Annotated in this window: 15 protein-coding genes; 9 read left to right on the forward strand and 6 right to left on the reverse strand. The window is 76.1% G+C overall.

Translation table 11 applies throughout. The annotated features are described in order from the left end of the window. Window positions 1–30: 30 nt before the first annotated feature. From AB0N76_RS27500 to AB0N76_RS27515, 4 genes are all read right to left on the reverse strand, one after another. The gene (locus tag AB0N76_RS27500) at window positions 31–741 is read right to left on the reverse strand and encodes a DUF2470 domain-containing protein (protein WP_363561438.1); all 711 of its coding nucleotides are present in this window, start codon (window positions 739–741) and stop codon (window positions 31–33) included. 160 nt (window positions 742–901) lie between these two features. Then, window positions 902–1,309: a RidA family protein gene (locus tag AB0N76_RS27505; protein WP_363561441.1), complete on the reverse strand. Its 408-nt coding sequence runs from the start codon at window positions 1,307–1,309 to the stop codon at window positions 902–904. 67 nt (window positions 1,310–1,376) lie between these two features. Further along, window positions 1,377–2,129 carry an IclR family transcriptional regulator gene (locus AB0N76_RS27510; protein ID WP_363561443.1) on the reverse strand — a complete coding sequence of 251 codons (753 nt, stop codon included), beginning with the start codon at window positions 2,127–2,129 and terminating at the stop codon, window positions 1,377–1,379. Further along, window positions 2,126–3,340 carry a sugar kinase gene (locus AB0N76_RS27515; protein ID WP_363561445.1) on the reverse strand — a complete coding sequence of 405 codons (1,215 nt, stop codon included), beginning with the start codon at window positions 3,338–3,340 and terminating at the stop codon, window positions 2,126–2,128. Before AB0N76_RS27515 ends, AB0N76_RS27510 begins: the two co-directional genes overlap by 4 nt. A gap of 208 nt (window positions 3,341–3,548) precedes the next feature. Here AB0N76_RS27515 and AB0N76_RS27520 point away from each other — a divergent pair, with 208 nt between their 5' ends. From AB0N76_RS27520 to AB0N76_RS27545, 6 genes are all read left to right on the forward strand, one after another. Then, complete coding sequence (locus AB0N76_RS27520) at window positions 3,549–4,856, forward strand: alanine racemase (RefSeq protein ID WP_363561447.1); 1,308 nt, start codon at window positions 3,549–3,551, stop codon at window positions 4,854–4,856. Then, entirely contained in the window at window positions 4,856–6,520 is a 1,665-nt protein-coding gene (locus AB0N76_RS27525; RefSeq protein WP_363561449.1) for a D-aminoacylase, read from the forward strand. Before AB0N76_RS27520 ends, AB0N76_RS27525 begins: the two co-directional genes overlap by 1 nt. Window positions 6,521–6,552: 32 nt before the next feature. Next, window positions 6,553–7,194 (forward strand): bifunctional 4-hydroxy-2-oxoglutarate aldolase/2-dehydro-3-deoxy-phosphogluconate aldolase, encoded by a 642-nt coding sequence (locus AB0N76_RS27530; protein WP_363561451.1) that lies wholly within the window; start codon window positions 6,553–6,555, stop codon window positions 7,192–7,194. A 195-nt stretch (window positions 7,195–7,389) separates the two neighbouring features. Next, on the forward strand, window positions 7,390–8,988 hold the full coding sequence (locus AB0N76_RS27535; RefSeq protein WP_363561453.1) for an alpha-amylase family glycosyl hydrolase: 1,599 nt from the start codon (window positions 7,390–7,392) through the stop codon (window positions 8,986–8,988). Window positions 8,989–9,141: 153 nt separating this feature from the next. Continuing rightward, window positions 9,142–10,218 (forward strand): hypothetical protein, encoded by a 1,077-nt coding sequence (locus AB0N76_RS27540; RefSeq protein WP_363561455.1) that lies wholly within the window; start codon window positions 9,142–9,144, stop codon window positions 10,216–10,218. 144 nt (window positions 10,219–10,362) lie between these two features. Then, on the forward strand, window positions 10,363–11,388 hold the full coding sequence (locus AB0N76_RS27545; RefSeq protein ID WP_363561457.1) for a hypothetical protein: 1,026 nt from the start codon (window positions 10,363–10,365) through the stop codon (window positions 11,386–11,388). 104 nt (window positions 11,389–11,492) lie between these two features. Here the strand turns inward: AB0N76_RS27545 and AB0N76_RS27550 are convergent, their stop codons facing one another. After that, window positions 11,493–12,476 (reverse strand): helix-turn-helix domain-containing protein, encoded by a 984-nt coding sequence (locus tag AB0N76_RS27550; RefSeq protein ID WP_363561471.1) that lies wholly within the window; start codon window positions 12,474–12,476, stop codon window positions 11,493–11,495. Window positions 12,477–12,780: 304 nt separating this feature from the next. Between AB0N76_RS27550 and AB0N76_RS27555 the strand changes: the two genes are divergently transcribed. Next, entirely contained in the window at window positions 12,781–13,695 is a 915-nt protein-coding gene (locus AB0N76_RS27555) for an NAD(P)-binding domain-containing protein (protein WP_363561459.1), read from the forward strand. After that, the gene (locus tag AB0N76_RS27560; RefSeq protein WP_363561461.1) at window positions 13,692–14,369 is read left to right on the forward strand and encodes a maleylpyruvate isomerase N-terminal domain-containing protein; all 678 of its coding nucleotides are present in this window, start codon (window positions 13,692–13,694) and stop codon (window positions 14,367–14,369) included. Before AB0N76_RS27555 ends, AB0N76_RS27560 begins: the two co-directional genes overlap by 4 nt. A 401-nt stretch (window positions 14,370–14,770) precedes the next feature. On the opposite strand, the gene AB0N76_RS27565 is transcribed toward AB0N76_RS27560, so the two are convergent. Then, on the reverse strand, window positions 14,771–15,547 hold the full coding sequence (locus tag AB0N76_RS27565) for a (2Fe-2S)-binding protein (RefSeq protein WP_363561463.1): 777 nt from the start codon (window positions 15,545–15,547) through the stop codon (window positions 14,771–14,773). A gap of 257 nt (window positions 15,548–15,804) precedes the next feature. On the opposite strand from AB0N76_RS27565, the gene AB0N76_RS27570 reads away from it, so the two are divergent. Next, window positions 15,805–16,998: a histidine kinase gene (locus AB0N76_RS27570; protein ID WP_363561465.1), complete on the forward strand. Its 1,194-nt coding sequence runs from the start codon at window positions 15,805–15,807 to the stop codon at window positions 16,996–16,998. Window positions 16,999–17,076: the final 78 nt, after the last annotated feature.

Below are 17,076 nucleotides of genomic sequence, written 5' to 3' on the forward strand. Positions count from 1 at the left end.
GTCGTCAGGAAAGGTCGCCCGTCCGCCGGTTCAGAGCCGGTGGGCGGGCTGCGCCTGTCGGGCGGCGGTCAGCAGCTGGTGCATCCGGTGGCCGAACTCGTCGGCGTCGCGGGCCGGTTCGAGGAAGACCAGGCGGACGTCGCGGTGGCCGTGCGGGTGGTCGAGGCGGAGCACCAGGCCGTAGCGGTCGAGGGCGAGCGGCCGGACGTCGGGGTGCGTGGCGAGCAGTTCCGGGTCGAGCAGCCGGGTGAGCACGGCGAGCGCGTCCGGGTGGTCGTCGGCGAGGTGGGTAAGCAGGCCGGCCTCGAAGCGGGCGAGCGGGTCGGGGGCGGCGAGCGCGAGGTCGGCGCCGGTGATCGCGGTGGTGCCGTACGGGGTGGAGAGCACGGCGTGCGCGACGTCCAGCCGGAGGTGGACGCTGAGGCCGTCGTCGGCGAGGTGGGCGAGGCGGAGCCGGCCGGCCAGGGTGAGGCGGCCCCGGACCCGGTCGCGGACGGCCACCGGGGCGACGTCGGTGAGGTCGAGGACGACGGCGAGGCCGTCCTGCTCGTGGGTGACGGCGAGGGTGAGCGGCGCGTCGAGCGGGGCGCGCAGCCGCAGTCGGGAGCCGTGCACCGAGACGGGGGTGGCGAGTTCGTGCTGCTCGCCCCCGGCGCGGATGACCACGGAGGAGGTCGCGGTGAGCAGGCTGCCGATCCGTTCGGCGGCGGTGGGCTCGGGGATTTCGGCGCTCTGGCTCACGGTGACCTCCGACGGGCTGATAGTTAGGTGAGCCTAACCTAATGAGTCGGCGGTCGGAGGGCAAGACGATCGGCGGCGGGAGGGCAGCGGCGGGGCGGACGGCGGCGGGGCCCGGACGGAGAACGTCCGGGCCCCGCCGCGCAGGTGGGCGTGCGCCCGGTCAGCCGATGACGGCCTGGGCGTCGATCTCGACCAGCATCGGCTCCTGCGGCAGCTCGACGAAGATCGTGGTGCGGCACGGCTTCACGCCGCCCGGCTTGACGTTCTCCTCGATGAACTCGGCGTAGACCTCGTTCATCAGCGGAAAGTCGGCCCGCTTGGTGAGGTACACCCGGAACATCACCACGTCCTCGATGGTGGCGCCGCCGGCCTCGACGATCGCCTTGACGTTCTCCAGCGTCCGCCGGGTCTGCGCCTTCACGTCGCCGTGGTGGAGGTACTCGCCGGTGGCCGGGTCCTGCGGGCCCTGGCCGGAGACCTGGAGGATCGGGCCCTTGCGGACGCCCTGGGAGAACATCCAGGCCGGGGCGGGGGCGCCGTCTGTGCGGATCTCGGTCTTGTCGCTCATGCGGGTGTGGTCGCTTCCTGGTGGTCGGGGTGGTCGGGGTGGTGACGGTCGGGGCGGTGGCGTCGGCTCAGGGGTGGTGCGGGGGTCGGCCGCAGTCGGCGGAGATCGCCCGGGTGACGGCGAGGAGTTGCGGCAGCAGCTCCAGCACCTGCTCGTACGGGAGGACGACGTCCGGAACCGAGATCGAGGCGGCGGCGACCACCCGGCCGCTGGCGTCCCGGATCGGCGCGGCCACGCAGTTGATGAAGGCCTCGTGCTCGGCGTGGTCCTGCGCCCACCCCTGGGCGGCGACCTTCTCCAGCTCGGCGAGCAGCGCCTCGGGCGTGGCCAGGGTGCGCGGGGTGTGCGGGGTGAAGTCGATCTCGGCCACCACCCGGCGGCGTTCGGGCGCGGGCAGGTCGGCCAGCAGCACCTTGGAGACCGCGGCGCTGTGCAGCGCGGCGCGCAGGCCGATCCGCGAGTACATCCGCACCGGGTGGCGGGAGTCGTACTTGTCGATGTAGACCACCTCGCCGCCCTCGTACGCGGCGAGGTGCACGGTCTGGCCGGTGGCGGCGTTCAGTTCGGCGAGGTGCGGGGCGGCGATCCGGCGGACGCCGCGCTGTTCGAGGGCGAGACCGGAGAGGGCGAAGAGCCCGGCGCCCAAGTGGTAGCGGTAGGCCGCGTCCCGGTAGACGAACCGTTCCGCTTCGAGGCTCTGGAGCAGTCGCAGCACGGTCGTCTTGTGGACGCCGAGCACCTCGGCCAGCTGGTCCAGGGAGCGTTCGCCCTCGCCGAGTTCGGCGAGCAGGCGCAGGGCGCGGGTGACGGTCTGGCTCATCGGGCTCCTCGTGTTCCCAGGACCGGGGCGGTGGACGCGGTGGACGCGGTGAGGTGGGCGGGGCCGGGCAGCACGGGGGAGGTGATGCCGTCCGCCGCGACCCGGGTGGCGGCCCAGGCCGCGGGCGAGGCGTCGAGGAGCGCGCCGACCACCGGTCCGGGCGGCAGTTCGGCCTGGTCCCCGTGGGCGGTCAGCGCGCAGGCCGCGCTCAGGTGGCCCAGTCGCAGCCGGCGCCGCTGGTCGAGGCCGCGCACGGTGCCGGCCAGGTAGCCGGCGGCGAAGGCGTCCCCCGCGCCGGTGGCCTCCACCACCTCGACGGCCAGGGCCGGTTCGGCGACCGCCGTGCCGTCCCGCTCGACGGCGGTCACCAGCCGGGCGGCGTCCTTGACCACCAGGGTGGCGGGGGAGGGGAAGCGGCGGCGCAGTTCGCGCGGGTCGCCGGTGCCGAAGGCCGTCTCGGCCTCGTCGGCGCCGAGCAGCAGCAGGTCGGCGGCGTCCAGCAGCGGCGGCAGCACCGCCGGGTCGCGGTCGCGCCACAGGGCCGGCCGCCAGTTGAGGTCGAAGCTGACCAGCCGGCCCGGGCGGCGCTCGGCGAGCAGGGCGCGCAGCAGCGCCAGGCAGTCGTCCGAGAGGGCGGCGGTGATCCCCGACAGGTGCAGCAGCCGGGCGCCGGCCAGTAGCCGGGCGGCCGCCGGGTCGGCGAGCAGGGCCGGGGAGAGGGCGGCGGCGGCTGAGCCGCGCCGGTGGTAGTGGAGCCGGCTGCGGCCCGGACCGAGGTCGTGGCGGTCGCCGGTGGTGCCGCCGACCTCTTTGAGGTAGAGGCCGGTGGGCCGGTGCGGGTCGACGGCGACGGCGGAGACGTCCACCCCGCGGGCGGTCAGTTCGCCGAGCAGGCGGCGGCCGAAGCCGTCGTCACCCACCCGGCTGATCCAGGCGCTCGGCACGCCCAGCGCGGCCAGGGCGCCGGCCACGTTGGACTCGGCGCCGCCCACCCCCAGCCGGAAGGTCTCGACGGACTCCAGCGGGCCGGGCCGGTCGGGGAGCAGTACGGCCATCGACTCGCCCACGCAGACGGCGGTCGGCAGCGCGGTGGGGAGTGCGGTCGGCAGCGCGGCGGGGAGCGGGGTGGCCGCCGGTGATGCGGACGGGGGCGCCGTCGGGGTGCCGAGCGGTGGGGTGCCCGGGCTCGCGGCGGCGTCCTGGCGTGGCATCTGCTGGGCTCCTCGGGGTGCTGCGGCCGGCCGGGTGGGGACGGGGGGCGTGGGGGCGGTGGCGATCCGGGGTGGTCCACGTGCTGAGGACGGCTGTCGTCGACCTTCGTCCGTCGTTGACCTTCGTCCGGCGCCGATGCTAGAACCGTGCTGCCAGCATGTGCAACCCTCGTTGCACATGTTGCAACACGACGGATGGAGGAAGACGGTGGACCAGACCTTCGCGAGCAGCGGCGCCGCACCGGGCATCGACACCGACGCGGTGGCGGCCCTCGCCGACGAGGTGCTCGACTGGCGGTTCAAGGCACTGCCACCCGCCGCCGCGGGCCTGACCGTGCGCGACTACCTGGCCACCGGCCCGGCCCTCGCCGACCTCGGCACCCCGCTGCTCACCCTGGACGCCGGCGCGCTCGACCACAACCTGCGCACCATGGCCCGCTGGTGCGCCGACGCCGGCCTCGCGCTCGCCCCGCACGGCAAGACCACCATGGCGCCCGCGCTCTGGCAGGCCCAGCTGGCCGCCGGCAGCCACGGCATCACCCTCGCCAACCTGCCGCAGGTCCGGGTCGCGCGCGCCTTCGGCGTCCAGCGGGTGCTGCTCGCCAACACCCTGCTCGACCCGGCCGGCCTCGGCTGGCTGGCCGGCGAACTGGCCGCCGACCCCGGCTTCGCGTTCACCTCCTGGGTGGACTCCGCCGACAGCGTCCGGCTGATGGACGAGGCACTGCGCGCGGCCGGCGCCGAGCGCCCGGTCGAGGTGCTGGTCGAACTCGGCGGCCCGGGCGGCCGGACCGGGCTGCGCACCGTCGACGAGGCGGTCGAGGTCGCCGCCGCCGTCCGGCGCGCGCCGACCCTCCGGCTGGCCGGGATCGGCGGCTACGAGGGCGCGCTGGCGCACGACGCGACCGAGGCCGGCCTCGGCACCGTCCGCTCCTACCTGCACTGCCTCGCCGAACTGCACGGGCGGCTGGCGGGCCTGTACCCCGACGGTTCGGCGCCGGTGGTGACGGCCGGCGGCAGCGCCTACTTCGACCTGGTGGCCGAGGAGTTGGGCGCGCTGCCGGAGGCGTTCGTGGTGCTGCGCTCGGGCGCGTACCTCGCGCACGACGACGGCTTCTACCGGGGCATCTCGCCGCTCGCCCGGGGGGCCGCCCGCTCCGGCGAGCCGCTGCGCGGGGCGCTGCACGGCTGGGCCCGGGTGGTGTCCCGGCCGGAGCCGCAGCTGGCGCTGCTGGACGCGGGCAAGCGCGACCTGCCGTTCGACGAGGGCCTGCCGGAGCCGCAGCTCGTCCGGGGCGGCGCCGAGCTGACCGGGACGGCGGCCCGGATCACCGCGCTCAACGACCAGCACGCCTTCCTGCGCGACGCGGGCGACCTCGCCCCGGTCGGCGCGGTGCTGCGGCTCGGGGTCTCGCACCCGTGCACGGCCTTCGACAAGTGGACGCTGATCCCGGTGCTGGACGACGCCTCGGCCGCCGAGCCGAAGGTCACCGGGCTGGTCAGGACGTTCTTCTGATGAGCGCGCGGGGCGTGGTGTTCGAGGGCGCCACGGTCGTCGACGGCACCGGTGCCGAGCGGTACCGGGCCGACGTCCGGATCGCCGACGGGCTGATCGCCGAGATCGGCCCGCCGGGCCTCGGCGGTGCGGCGAGGGCCGGTGGGGCGGTGCGCGTGGTGGACGCCGACGGGCTGGTGCTGGCCCCCGGCTTCATCGACATGCACGCCCACTCCGACCTCGCGCTGCTGCTCGAACCCGAGCACCCGGCCAAGGTCACCCAGGGCGTGACCTGCGAGGTCCTCGGCCAGGACGGCCTCTCCTACGCGCCGGTCGACGACACCACGCTCCCCGCGCTCCGCCGCCAGATCGCCGGCTGGAACGGCGATCCGGGGGACGGGCCGGGTGACGGGGACGAGGTGGCGGGCTTCCGCTGGGACTGGCGGAGCGTCGGCGGCTACCTGGACCGGCTGGACCGGACCGGCCCCGCCGTCAACGCCTGCTACCTGGTGCCGCACGGCTCGCTGCGGATGCTCGCCATGGGGTGGGACAACCGCGCGCCGAGCGCCGCCGAACTCGACCGGATGCGCGAGCTGTTGGCGCGCGGCCTGGCCGAGGGCGCGGTCGGGATGTCCAGCGGCCTGACCTACCCGCCCGGGATGTACGCCGGAACGGACGAGCTGGTCGAGCTCTGCCGGGTGGTCGCCGCAGCCGGCGGATTCCACGCGCCGCACCAACGCTCCTACGGGGCGGGCGCGTTGGAGGGCTACGCGGAGATGGTCGAGATCGCCCGGCGGTCCGGCTGCCCGCTCCACCTCACCCACGCCACGATGAACTTCGGCGTCAACGAGGGCCGGGCCGGCGAGCTGCTCGCCCTCGTCGACCGGGCGCTCGACGACGGCGTGGACCTCACCCTCGACAGCTACCCCTACCTGCCCGGCTCCACCACCCTGGCCGCCCTGCTGCCCGGTTGGGCCACGGAGGGCGGTCCGCAGGCGACGCTGACGAGGCTCGGCGACCCGGCGGCGTGCGAGCGGATCCGCTACGAGGTGGAGGAGAAGGGCAGCGACGGCTGCCACGGCGTGGTCACCGACTGGGCCACCATCCAGCTCTCCGGCGTCCGCGCCCCCGAGCTCGCCGGGACGGTCGGCCGGACCGTCGCCGAACTCGCCGCCGAACAGGGCCGCACCGGTACCGAGGTCTTCCTCGACCTGCTGCGCCGGGACGAGCTGGCCACCACCATCCTGCAGCACGTCGGCCACGAGGAGAACGTGCGGACGATCATGCGCCACCGGGCGCACACCGTCGGCAGCGACGGCCTGCTCGTCGGTGCCCGGCCGCACCCGCGCGCCTGGGGCACCTTCCCGCGCTACCTGGCCCGCTACGTCCGTGAGTCGGGCGTGCTGACGCTGGAGGAGGCGGTCGCCCGGATGACCGGCCGCCCCGCCGCCCGGCTCCGGCTGGACCGCCGGGGCCGGATCGCCCCCGGCTTCCACGCCGACCTGGTCCTGTTCGACCCCGACCGGGTCCGGGACGCCGCCACCTTCGACCGGCCGCGGCAGCCCGCCGTCGGCATCGAGCACGTCTATGTGAACGGAACCGCCGTCGTCGCGCAGGGCCGCACCACGGGCGCGCGCCCAGGGCGGGCCCTGCGCCGTACCGAACGAGGAACCCGAGCCCTGTGAACCCGTTGAACCCTGTGAACCCGTCGAACCCCGTGCACGAGCCCTCCGTCGTCGAGGCGGCGCGGGCCGCGCTCGCCGCCGAGCCGGTGATCGCGGTGGTCCGCGCCCCCCGGATACCGGACGCCGTCGCGCTCTGCGCCGCGCTCGCGGCGGGCGGCATCACCTGGACCGAATTCACCTTCACCACACCGGATGTGACGACCCATCTGCGGAAGGCCGCGGAGGCCGGCCACCGGGTCGGCGTCGGCACCGTACTCACCGCCGAGGAGGCCGAGCGCGGCCTCGCCGCCGGGGCCTCGTTCCTGGTCACCCCCGGCCTGCGGCCCGAGGTGGCGGAGGCCGCGCACGCCGCCCGGGTCCCGGTGGTGCTCGGCGCGCTCACCGCGACCGAGGTCGCCCAGGCGGTGGACCTGGGCGCCGCCGCGGTCAAGATCTTCCCCGCCCGGGCGTTCGGCCCCGGCTACTTCAAGGACCTGCGCGGACCGTACCCGGACGTCCCGCTGGTCGCCTCGGGCGGTGTCAACGCGGGCAACGCGGCCGAGTTCCTGGCCCACGGCGCGCTCGCGGTCTGCGCCGGGACGGACGTGGTGGCGCCCGAGGCGGTCGCGGCCGGCGACTGGGCGGAGATCACCCGGCGGGCCAGGGCGTTCACGGAGGCCTGCACGACCCGCTGAGAGTGGGCGGCGTGGGGCGGGGCGGTTCGGGGGCGGAGAGGGGGCGCGGGAGGGGCGCCCGGGAGCAGCCCGGGGAGGAGCCCCGACCCGTCCCGTGCGCCCCTCCCGCGCCGCGAGTGGCCGAGGCGGACTGTTGGGGCGGCCGGGATTCGACGAGAATCGATAGCCCCCGGTACCCGGCAGGAGGATCCACCCATGACCTCGACCCGCCCCGGCCCCGACTGGCTGACCGACGCCGTGCTCTACCAGATCTACCCCCAGACCTTCGCCGACTCCGACGGCGACGGCATCGGCGACTTCGCGGGCATCACCGAGCACCTCGACCACCTCTCCTGGCTCGGCGTGGACACGGTCTGGCTCACCCCGTGCTTCGCCTCGCCGTTCCGCGACGCCGGGTACGACGTCAGCGACTACCTCGCGCCCGCCCCGCGCTACGGCAGCGCCGAGGACCTCGCCGCCCTGGTCGAGGCGGCGCGCCGCAAGGGCGTCCGGATCCTGCTGGACCTGGTCGCCGGCCACACCTCCGACCGGCACCCGTGGTTCCGGGCCGCCGCCGAGGACCCGTCCGACCACCGCTACATCTGGTCCGACCACCGGGTGGACGGCTTCGTGGCCTCCCCGGGCGGCCGCCCGGGCTGGTACCGGCCGAACTTCTTCGACTGTCAGCCGGCGCTCAACTTCGGCTACGCGCGGGAGAGTCCGGACGAGCCCTGGCGCCAGCCGGTGGACGCGGCGGGCCCGCGCGCCAACCGCGCCGCGCTGCGCGACATCATGGCCCACTGGCTCTCCCTCGGCGTGGCCGGCTTCCGGGTCGACATGGCGTCCTCGCTGGTCAAGGACGACCCCGGGTTCGTCGAGACCGGCAAGCTCTGGACCGAGCTGCGGGACTGGCTGGACCGGACCCACCCGCAGGCCGCCCTGTTCGCCGAGTGGGGCGACCCGGCCGCCGCCGTCGCCGCGGGCTTCCACGCCGACTTCTTCCTCCAGTTCGGCGGCCCGGACCAGGGGTTGCCGCTGCGCTCGCTCTGGAACAACAACGCCGGGACGGTCGAGGAGTACTGGAACCAGGGCTCCTGCTACTTCGACGCCGAGGGGCGCGGCACGCCGCAGGTGTTCCTCGACGCCTGGCGTTCGGCGGCCGAACTCACCGAGGGCGCCGGGCACATCGCGCTCCCGACCGCCAACCACGACTTCTCCCGGCTCGCCACCGGCCCGCGCACCGCCGATCAACTTGCCCCGGCCTTCGCCCTGTTGCTCACCTGGCCGACCCTGCCGGCGGTTTACTACGGCGACGAGATCGGCATGCGCTACCTGCCGGGCCTGCCGGACGTCGAGGGCAGCGTGCTTGGCCCGCGCTACAACCGGGCCGGCTCGCGCACCCCCATGCAGTGGGCACCCGGCCCGAACGCGGGCTTCTCGAAGGCGGCGGCGGACCGGCTCTACCTGCCGGTCGACCCGGACCCGCACCGGCCGGACGTCGCCACCCAGCGGGCCGACCCGACCTCGCTGCTGCACACCGTCCGGCGGCTGATCGCGCTGCGCCGGGCGCACCCGGACCTGGGGGCGCGGGGGTCGGTCGAGGTCCGGCACGCCGGGTACCCACTGGTGTACACGCGGGCCGGGCGGTACCTGGTGGCGGTCAACCCGCGGCGGGAGCCGGCGGTGGTGGCGCTCGACCGGTCGGCATCGGGCGGTACCGGCCGGGTGCGGGCGCTGGACGTGCAGGGCGTGACGGTCGTCGACGGCGAGCTGCGGGCGGACGGGTTCTCGTACGGGGTGTTCGAGCTGGGCTGACGGTCGGGGGCGGGCGGGGACGAGCGGGGGGAGGCCGGGGGGAGGCCGGGGGCGGGCTTCGGCCCGCCCCTGCTTTGGTTGTAGACTGCACCCAGATGGTTGCATTTGCCATCCTTTGCCGAACGGCTGACCGAAGGACGGACCGACCCCCCGATGAGCACACCCCAGCCTCCCGCCGCAGCGCCCGCCCCGGGCCACGCGCTCAAGCACCTCGCCGTCCACCTGCTGACCCCGCTGCTGATGTGCCTCGGCATGGCGCTCGCCTACCAGGGCGCCTTCCACCAGCCCGAGCCCAACCACCTGAAGGTCGCCGTCGTCGCGACCACCCCGCAGGCGCCCGCGCTCGCCGGGGCGGTCCAGGCCAAGGCCGGCGACGCGCTGGACGTCGCCGTGCTGCCCGACCGCGCGGCCGCCGAGCAGCGGCTGCTCGACCGCGAGCTGGTCGGCGCGTTCCTGCCGGACGGGCAGCACCCGGAGCTGCTGGTCGCCAAGGCCAACTCGGACACCTCGGCGATGGCCGCCGAGAAGGTGTTCCAGCGGGTGACCGCACAGCAGGGCGTGCCGCTGGCCGTCGCCGACCTCACCACCCCGAGCGAGGGCGACCCCACCGGCCAGGGCCTGTTCTTCCTGCTGGTCGCGCTCAGCATCGGCTCCTACGGGAGCGTCGCGGTGATCGGCGCGGCCGGGGCGGCGCTGGGCATGCGACTGCGGGTCCTGGTCGGACTGGCGGCCTCGCTCGCGGTGAGCGTGATCGGGATCGTCACCGCCGGGCCGGTGTTCCACGTCGTCGACCACGACCTGGCCGGCGTCTGGGCGCTCGGCTGGCTCTACTCGGCCGGGGTGGTCGGGGTCGGGATCGGCCTGCACACCTTCCTCAAGCGGTGGACCACGCTGGTGATGATGGTGCTGTTCGTGATGCTGAACTTCACCAGCTCGGGCGGTGTCTACCGGCCGGACCTGCAGAACGGTTTCTTCGGCGGGCTGCACTCCTTCTGGACCGGCGCGGGCTTCCTGGAGGGCGCCCGCAGCCTGCTGTACTTCGACGCCCGGGCCGGGTTCGCCGGGCACCTGCTGACGCTCGCGCTCTGGCTGGTGGGCGCGGGCGTGCTGGTGGCGGGCGCGGCGCTGTACGAGAAGCGCGGCCGGGTGAGCGCCGCGCCGACGGAGGCGGAGTCGGAGGAGGAGTCGGAGTCGGAGGAGGAGCTGGAGGAGTCGGCCGTCGCGGCCTGATCCCCTCGGGGCCGGGGGACCGACCGGGGGATCCTGTCCGCCGCCCGGCCCGGCGCCACCGGGGCGGCCGGGCCGGGCGTGCTGTGCTGGCAGTCGCCCCGTCCCGGCGCCTCCCACGCCGTCCGTCCAGCGAGGAGTTCCCCCGTGTCCCGATCGTCCCGTCCGGCCCGTCCAGCCTGTCCGTCCCGTCCGGCCCGTCCGTCGCGGCAGTTCCGCCGCTCGCGCCTCGCCCGCGCGCTGGGGGCCGCCCCGGCCGTCGGCCTCGCCCTGGCGCTGCTCGCCGCCACCCCGGCCGTCGCCGTCGCGCCGCCGCTCTCCCAGCCCCGGATCGTCGCCCACTTCGACTTCGCGCAGGGGCTCCAGCCCGAGAACATCGCCGTGGAGCCCGACGGCTCGGTCGACCTCACCTTCCTCTACTCCCACCAGGTCGGCCGGGTCGACCCCGACGGGAACCTCACCATCCTGGCCACCCTGCCCGTCCCCGCGAACCCGGCCACCCCGGGCGTCGGCGTCCCCGTCGTGACCGGCCTGGCCCGCGCCCACGACGGCACCCTCTACTTCGCCTACGCCACCGGCACCGCGGACCTCACCGGCATCTGGCGGCTCTGCCCGGGCGGCGAGCCCCAGCGGATCGCCGCGCTCCCGGTGGACAGCCTGCCCAACGGCCTCGCGCTCGACGAGCACGCGGGCGTGCTGTACTCCGCCGACTCCGTGCTCGGCCTGGTCCGGGTCGTGCCGCTGGACGGTGGCGCCCCGGCGGTCTGGTCGGACGACGCCCTGCTCAAGCCCGTCATGACCTTCGGCGCGAACGGCCTCAAGGTGCACGGCGGCGCCGTCTGGGTCGGCAACACCGAGCGGGGGACACTGCTGCGCATCCCGATCGGCGCGGACGGCGCGGCCGGGCCGGTGGAGACCAAGGTCACCGGCCTCGACGGCCTGGACGACTTCGCCTTCGTCGGCGTCGGCGACGAGCTGATCGCGGCGCTCAACCTGAGCAGCAAGGCCGTGTACATCGCCGCGGACGGCAGCCGCCACACCGTCCTCGACGCGGCGGACGGCCTCTCCAACCCGACCTCGGTGGCGGTCTGCGGCGACACGGTGTACGTGCCGAGCGCGGCCTTCTTCACCCGGACCGACCCGAACCTGTTGGCCGCGACGCTGGAGCGGTAGGCGGGGCGGACGGCCCCGGCTCGGTGGCCCCGGCTCGGTGGGTCGGTCGAGTCGGGGCCGGGCGCGGTGGGGCGGGGTGGGTGCGGTGGGCCCCCGTGGTCCGGTCAGCGGGTGGCGGGAGGCCGGCGGCGGGCGGGGCCGGCGGCGCGGGCGGCGAACGCGCGCCGGTAGTCGGTGGGGGAGATGCCCACCCGGGCCGTGAAGTGCCGGCGGAGGTTGGCCGCGCTGCCGAGGCCGCTGCGCTCGCCGACCTGCTCGACCGGCAGCTCGGTCGCCTCCAGCAGGGACTGGGCGAGCGCGAGCCGCTGGTGCAGCAGCCACTGGAGCGGGGTGGTGCCGGTGGCGGCCTGGAGCCGGCGGAAGAAGGTGCGCGGGCTCATCCGGGCGCGCCGGGCCAACTCCTCCACCGTGAGCGGTCGTTCGAGGTTGGCGGTGGCCCACTCCAGGACCGGCGCCAGACTGTCGTCGTCGGCGACGGGCACCGACAGGTCGACGAACTGGGCCTGCCCGCCCGGCCGGTGCGCGGGCACGACCAGGCGCCGGGCGAGCTGGTTGGCGACCTGGGCGCCGAGGTCGCGGCGCACGATGTGCAGGCAGAGGTCCAGCCCGGCGGCCACTCCCGCGCTGGTGAGCACGTCGCCGTCGTCGACGTAGAGGACGGAGTCGTCCACGGTGACCAGCGGATGGCGCTCGGCCAGGTCGGCGGTGTGCGACCAGTGCGCGGTGGCCCGGCGCCCGTCGAGGAGGCCGGCGGCCGCGAGGGCGAACGCGCCGGTGCAGAGCGAGACCATGCGCGCCCCCGCGGCGGCCGCGCGCCGGAGCTCCGCGACGAGCGCGGGCGGTATCTCCCGGTCCCCGGTGACGCAGGCGTCCGGAACCGAGGTGACGATGACGGTGTCCGCGTCGGCGAGCGCGTCCCAGCCGTGCGCGGCGCGGAGCGAGAAGCCGAAGCCGGGGCCGTCGGGGCCGGCGGTTGCGGGGGTGGGCGTCGCGGGGGCGGCGGGGTCGGGCCGTTCGGTGCAGAGGCGCAGGTCGTACCAGCGGGGCGCCAGATCGGGCTGCGGGATGCCGAACACCGCGCAGGCCATGCCGAGTTCGTAGAGGTCCCAGAGCGCGAGGTCGGCGTGGTCGAGGACGGCGATGGCCACGGTGCCGGGGAAGCCGGCCGACGGGGAGGGCGCGGAGGGCGGGGACGGCGCGGAGGGTGCGGAGGGTGCGAACGGGGTGACGGGTGGCGGTGACGCGGTCACGGTGAGGCCCCTCGCGACGGCTTGGCAGGAATGGTGCGGCAAAGGGCAATCCTGCCACTGTCGGGGTGTGCGACCCGCTGCGAGGGTGGGGCTTGTCGATCAAGACCCCTTCCCGCGAACCGTCTGAGCTGGAGAAATTCCGATGTCGCACACTTCTGCCCCCGAGGCCGTCGAACCCGCCGAGACCGCCGAGACCGCCGAGCCCGTCACTGTGCTCGGCCTCGGCGCGATGGGCACCGCGCTGGCCGGTGCCTTCCTGACGGCGGGCCACCCCACCACCGTCTGGAACCGGTCCGCGGCCAAGGCCGAGCCGCTGGCCGTCCGCGGGGCCGTCCCCGCCGCGACGCCGGGCGAGGCCGTCGCGGCGAGCGCGCTGCTCGTCGCCTGCGTGCTCGACTACGCCGCGCTGCGCGAGGTGCTGACCGGCCACGAGGCCGCGCTGGCCGGGCGGACGCTGGTCAACCTCACCTCCGGCTCGCCCGAGCAGGCCCGCGAGTTCGCCGAGTGGGCCGCCGGAATCGGCCTCGGCTACCTGGACGGGGCGATCATGATCACCCCGCCCGGCATCGGCGGCCCCGACGCGATGCTGCTCTACAGCGGCGACCGGGCCGCGCTAGCCCGGCACCGCGGCACCCTCGCCGCGCTGGGCGACCCCGTCGACCTCGGCCCGGACGCCGGCGTCGCCGGCCTCTACGACGCGGCGCTGCTCGGCCTCATGTGGTCGGCGCTCAGCGGCTGGCTGCACGCCGCCGCCCTGGTCGGCGCCGACGGCGTGCCGGCCGCCGATTTCACACCGGTCGCCAACCGCTGGCTGGCCGGCGCGGTCACCGGCTTCGTCTCCCGGTACGCGGCCCAGGTCGACACCGGCCGCTACCCCGGCGACGACGCCAGCCTCGACGTCCACCGCGCCGCGATGGCCCACCTGCTGCACGCCGGCCACGCCCGCGGCCTCGACAACGCGCTGCCCGAACTGCTCGCCGCCCAGGTCGACCGGGCGATCGCCGCCGGCCACGGGGCCGACAGCTACGCCCGCCTGGTGGAGGTGATCGGCAAGTGACGGCTCCGCTGGTTCCGCCGGCGCCGCCGGTCTCGGACGCGGACGGGGCGTCCGTCCCGGGCCCGTTGGACTGGCCCGCCCTGGTCACCGACACCGCCGCCGTCACCACCACCCTGCTGGCCGAGGCCGCCGGGGCGGACTGGACGCGCAGCCCGGAGGGCAGCGAGTGGACCTGCCGGGCCACCCTCGACCACCTCGCCCTCGGCGTCCTCGGCTACGCCGGGCTGCTCACCGCGCGGCCGACCGACCGGTACATCACGCTGTTCGGCTCGCTGGACCCGGCCGCACCCGTCGAACACTGCCTGGAGGGCGTCCGGATCGCCGCCGCCCTGCTGGCCGGCGCCGTACGCGAGGCCCCGGCGGACGCCCGGGCCTGGCACCCGTGGGGCCACTCGGACGGTCCCGGCTTCGCCGCGATGGGCATCACCGAACTCCTCGTCCACACCTGGGACTTGGCCGGTGCGTTCGGCCTCGACCGGACGCCCGACTGGGCCCTGCCCGAACGGCTGGCCGCACCCGCGCTGGCCCGCCTCTTCCCGGACGCGCCGACCGGCTTCGGTGCCGGGGCGACGTTGCTCTGGTGTACCGGGCGGGTCGCCCTGTCGGGGCTCGCCCGGAAGGCGGCCGGGCAGTGGCAGTGGGACGGGAGGGTCGGCGAGGCGGGTTCGCGATGACCGCTCCAGGGGGGCTGGTTCAGGCGGCTGCCCGGTCGGGCCCTGCCCGAACGGCCGGCCGTGCCCGTGCCGGCCCGCCTCTTCCCGGAGGCGCCGGCCGGTTTCGGTGCCGGGGCGGCGCTGCTTTGGTGTACCGGGCGGGTCGGCGAGGGGATTCGCGATGACCGGTGCGCAATGACCGCTCCACGGAGGCCGGTTCAGGCGGGCGTCCGGTCGGGCTCTGCCCGAACGGTCGGCCGCAGCCGTGCTGGCCCGTCTCTTTCCGGAGGCGCCGGCCGGTTTCGGCGTCGGGGCGGCGCTGCTTTGGTGTACCGGGCGGGTCGCCCTGCCGGGGCTCGCCCGGAAGGCGGCCGGGCGGGTCGGCGAGGCGGGCCTGTGACGACCGCTCCACGGCGCCCGGTTCAGGGTGAGCCGGGTGCGGCGGTCGCCTTCCGCCGGCCGCCGTCCGGGCGGCGTGGCGGCCGGGTGAAGCAGCAGTCGCCGCAGACGCCCGCCTGCGGGCCGACGCGGTAGTACAGGCAGCAACTGCTGCGCCGGAACGAGGCGCCGCTGAGGGTGCCGGTCCCGGTCAGGGGCGCGCGGTCGAGGAGGTCCGCGACGAGCGTCCGGGCGAACGCGCGCCCGCCCGCCGGGGCGGCGCCGGCCCGGGCGATGTGGGCGTCGAGCATCCGCAGGGCGCCGGTCAGGGCGGAGGCGGTGTTGCCCCGGAGCAACCCTTCGGAGAGCGGCACGACGGAGCGGACGGCCGCCGCCAGTTCCGCCAACGGCCCGTCGAGGAGGGCCCGGTGGAGGCGGTCGGCGAGCGGACCGTGATCCGTGGTCGCCGAGGAGGGCCGGTCCGGCACCCAGAGGTCGACCGGCCCCTGGGCGGGGACCCGGACCCAGGACCGGTCCCGGTCCAACTCCGGTACGTCGCCGAGCAGGACGGCCGAGCCGAGCAGCACCGAGCAGAACCGGGCGGCCAGCCCCAGGTGCAGGGTCGAGGCCGCCACCCGCGCCTCGGCGGTGCCGATCCGGCGGGCCACCGAGCGGACCCCGTCCGCCAACAGCCCGTCCGGGCCGTGGACGTAGAGCTCCCGCAGCGGCCGGAAGCCCGGAGGCGGGCCCTGGTCGGGGGTCTCGGCCGCGTCCAGGGCGAAGTACGGGCCGACGGCGGTGAGCGGACCGTAGTCGGGCATCGGGCTGGTCCTCCGGTTTGGTTCGGTACTCCTCGGCGCGGTGGCGACGGGCGCCGCACCCCTGGTGCCGGCGCCCGTCCCGGTACGGATGAACGGTACCGTGCCCCGGTGGTCCGGGCCTTAGGCTCGGGCGCATGCCTGCCGAACCGATGACCGATCGATCGTGGGACCGGTTCCGGAGCCGGTCCCGGTCCGCCGTCCTCCGGAGCGCGTCCGGAAGCCGTAGTGCTCCGCGGGCCCGCCGTGTGCTGGCGGTGGTGGGTGCGTCGTCGCTGCTCGTGCCGGTCGTACTGGCCCACTCGGGCGAGCACGCGGCCGCGTTGCTGATCGCCGCCGGGGCCGCCGTGGTGACCCTGGTGGCCGCCCTGCCGTGGCCGTGGCGACGGGTGACGCTCGCGGGTGCGGCCGGCGGGGCGGCGGCGCTCTCGTTGCTGCTCGACCTCGGTTATCAGGGGCCGTACCGGCTGCCGGCGTTCTGGCTGCCCTTCGAGTGGGCGGCGCTGGTGGTGCTGGCCGGACGGGTGGCCCGCCGGGCCCGCGGCCGGTGGGCCGGGGTGGCCGGGACGCTGGTGGTCGTGGCGGCGGTCGCGGTGCCGCTGCGCTTCACCGTCCGGACGCCGAACGCGGGTTGGACCGGCTCGCTGGTCGCCGTGCTGTCCTCGGTGGTGCCGCTGGCCGTGGTGCTCGGCGCAGGCCTCTACCTGCGCGCGCTGGACGCCCGGCGCGAGCGCGCGGTGGCCCGGGCCCGGCGTGAGCAGCGCCTGGAGGTGGCGCGCGGGCTGCACGACTTCGTCGCGCACGAGATCACCGGCATCGTGCTGGAGGCCCAGGCCGGCCAACTGCCGGGCGCGGGGCCGGAGGAGACGGCCGCGCTGCTGCGCCGGCTGGAGGAGTCCGGGCTGCGGGCGCTGGACTCGATGGACGCGATGGTGGGCGCGCTGCGGGAGCCGGGGGACGCCGTGGCCGTCGGTGGTGGCGGCGGTGGGGGTGCGACCGGTGCCACCAGGGTGTACGGGCTGGCGGACCTGCCGGAGCTGGTCGGCCGGTTCACCGGGTCCGGGGCGACCCGGGCCCGGCTGGAGGCGGCACCGGAGGCCGTCGGCCTGCTGTCGGGGGAGGCGGAGGCCGCCGCGTACGCGCTGGTGCTGGAGGCGCTGACCAATGTGCGGCGGCACGCGGCCGGCGCCGCCGAGGCGGTCGTCCGGGTGGAGGTCCGGCCCGGTGGCGCCGGATCGGGGGCCGCCGCGGTGCTCGTGTCGGTGAGCGACGCCGGCGGCGGTGTGCCCGGGAGCGGACGCGGCGTGAGGGGGCTGCTCCGGCGTCGTCCGGGCAGCGGCGGGACCGGGCTGGTGGCGCTCGCCGAACGGGTCGCCGTGCACGGCGGCAGCCTGGCGGCGGGGCCGCTGCGGCCGACGGGCTGGCGGACCGCCTGCGAACTGCCGGTCCGGTAGGGCGGATCGGCGCCGACGGCCACGAATTTTCCCGCGGCGGATCTGCCGAACGGCAGATGGCTGCGGCGCGGCGGGCGG

It is taken from the genome of Kitasatospora sp. NPDC093806, from assembly GCF_040683335.1.
Lineage (GTDB): Bacteria > Actinomycetota > Actinomycetes > Streptomycetales > Streptomycetaceae > Kitasatospora.

Excerpts from the sequence above, each read along its gene's own strand:
- AB0N76_RS27555 (WP_363561459.1), top strand. The coding sequence starts at position 12,781 with ATGTCGCACACTTCTGCCCCCGAGGCCGTCGAACCCGCCGAGACCGCC.
- AB0N76_RS27525 (WP_363561449.1), top strand. The coding sequence starts at position 4,856 with ATGAGCGCGCGGGGCGTGGTGTTCGAGGGCGCCACGGTCGTCGACGGC.
- AB0N76_RS27505 (WP_363561441.1), bottom strand. The coding sequence starts at position 1,309 with ATGAGCGACAAGACCGAGATCCGCACAGACGGCGCCCCCGCCCCGGCC.
- AB0N76_RS27550 (WP_363561471.1), bottom strand. The coding sequence starts at position 12,476 with ATGGCCTGCGCGGTGTTCGGCATCCCGCAGCCCGATCTGGCGCCCCGC.
- AB0N76_RS27565 (WP_363561463.1), bottom strand. The coding sequence starts at position 15,547 with ATGCCCGACTACGGTCCGCTCACCGCCGTCGGCCCGTACTTCGCCCTG.
- AB0N76_RS27515 (WP_363561445.1), bottom strand. The coding sequence starts at position 3,340 with ATGCCACGCCAGGACGCCGCCGCGAGCCCGGGCACCCCACCGCTCGGC.
- AB0N76_RS27540 (WP_363561455.1), top strand. The coding sequence starts at position 9,142 with ATGAGCACACCCCAGCCTCCCGCCGCAGCGCCCGCCCCGGGCCACGCG.
- AB0N76_RS27510 (WP_363561443.1), bottom strand. The coding sequence starts at position 2,129 with ATGAGCCAGACCGTCACCCGCGCCCTGCGCCTGCTCGCCGAACTCGGC.
- AB0N76_RS27535 (WP_363561453.1), top strand. The coding sequence starts at position 7,390 with ATGACCTCGACCCGCCCCGGCCCCGACTGGCTGACCGACGCCGTGCTC.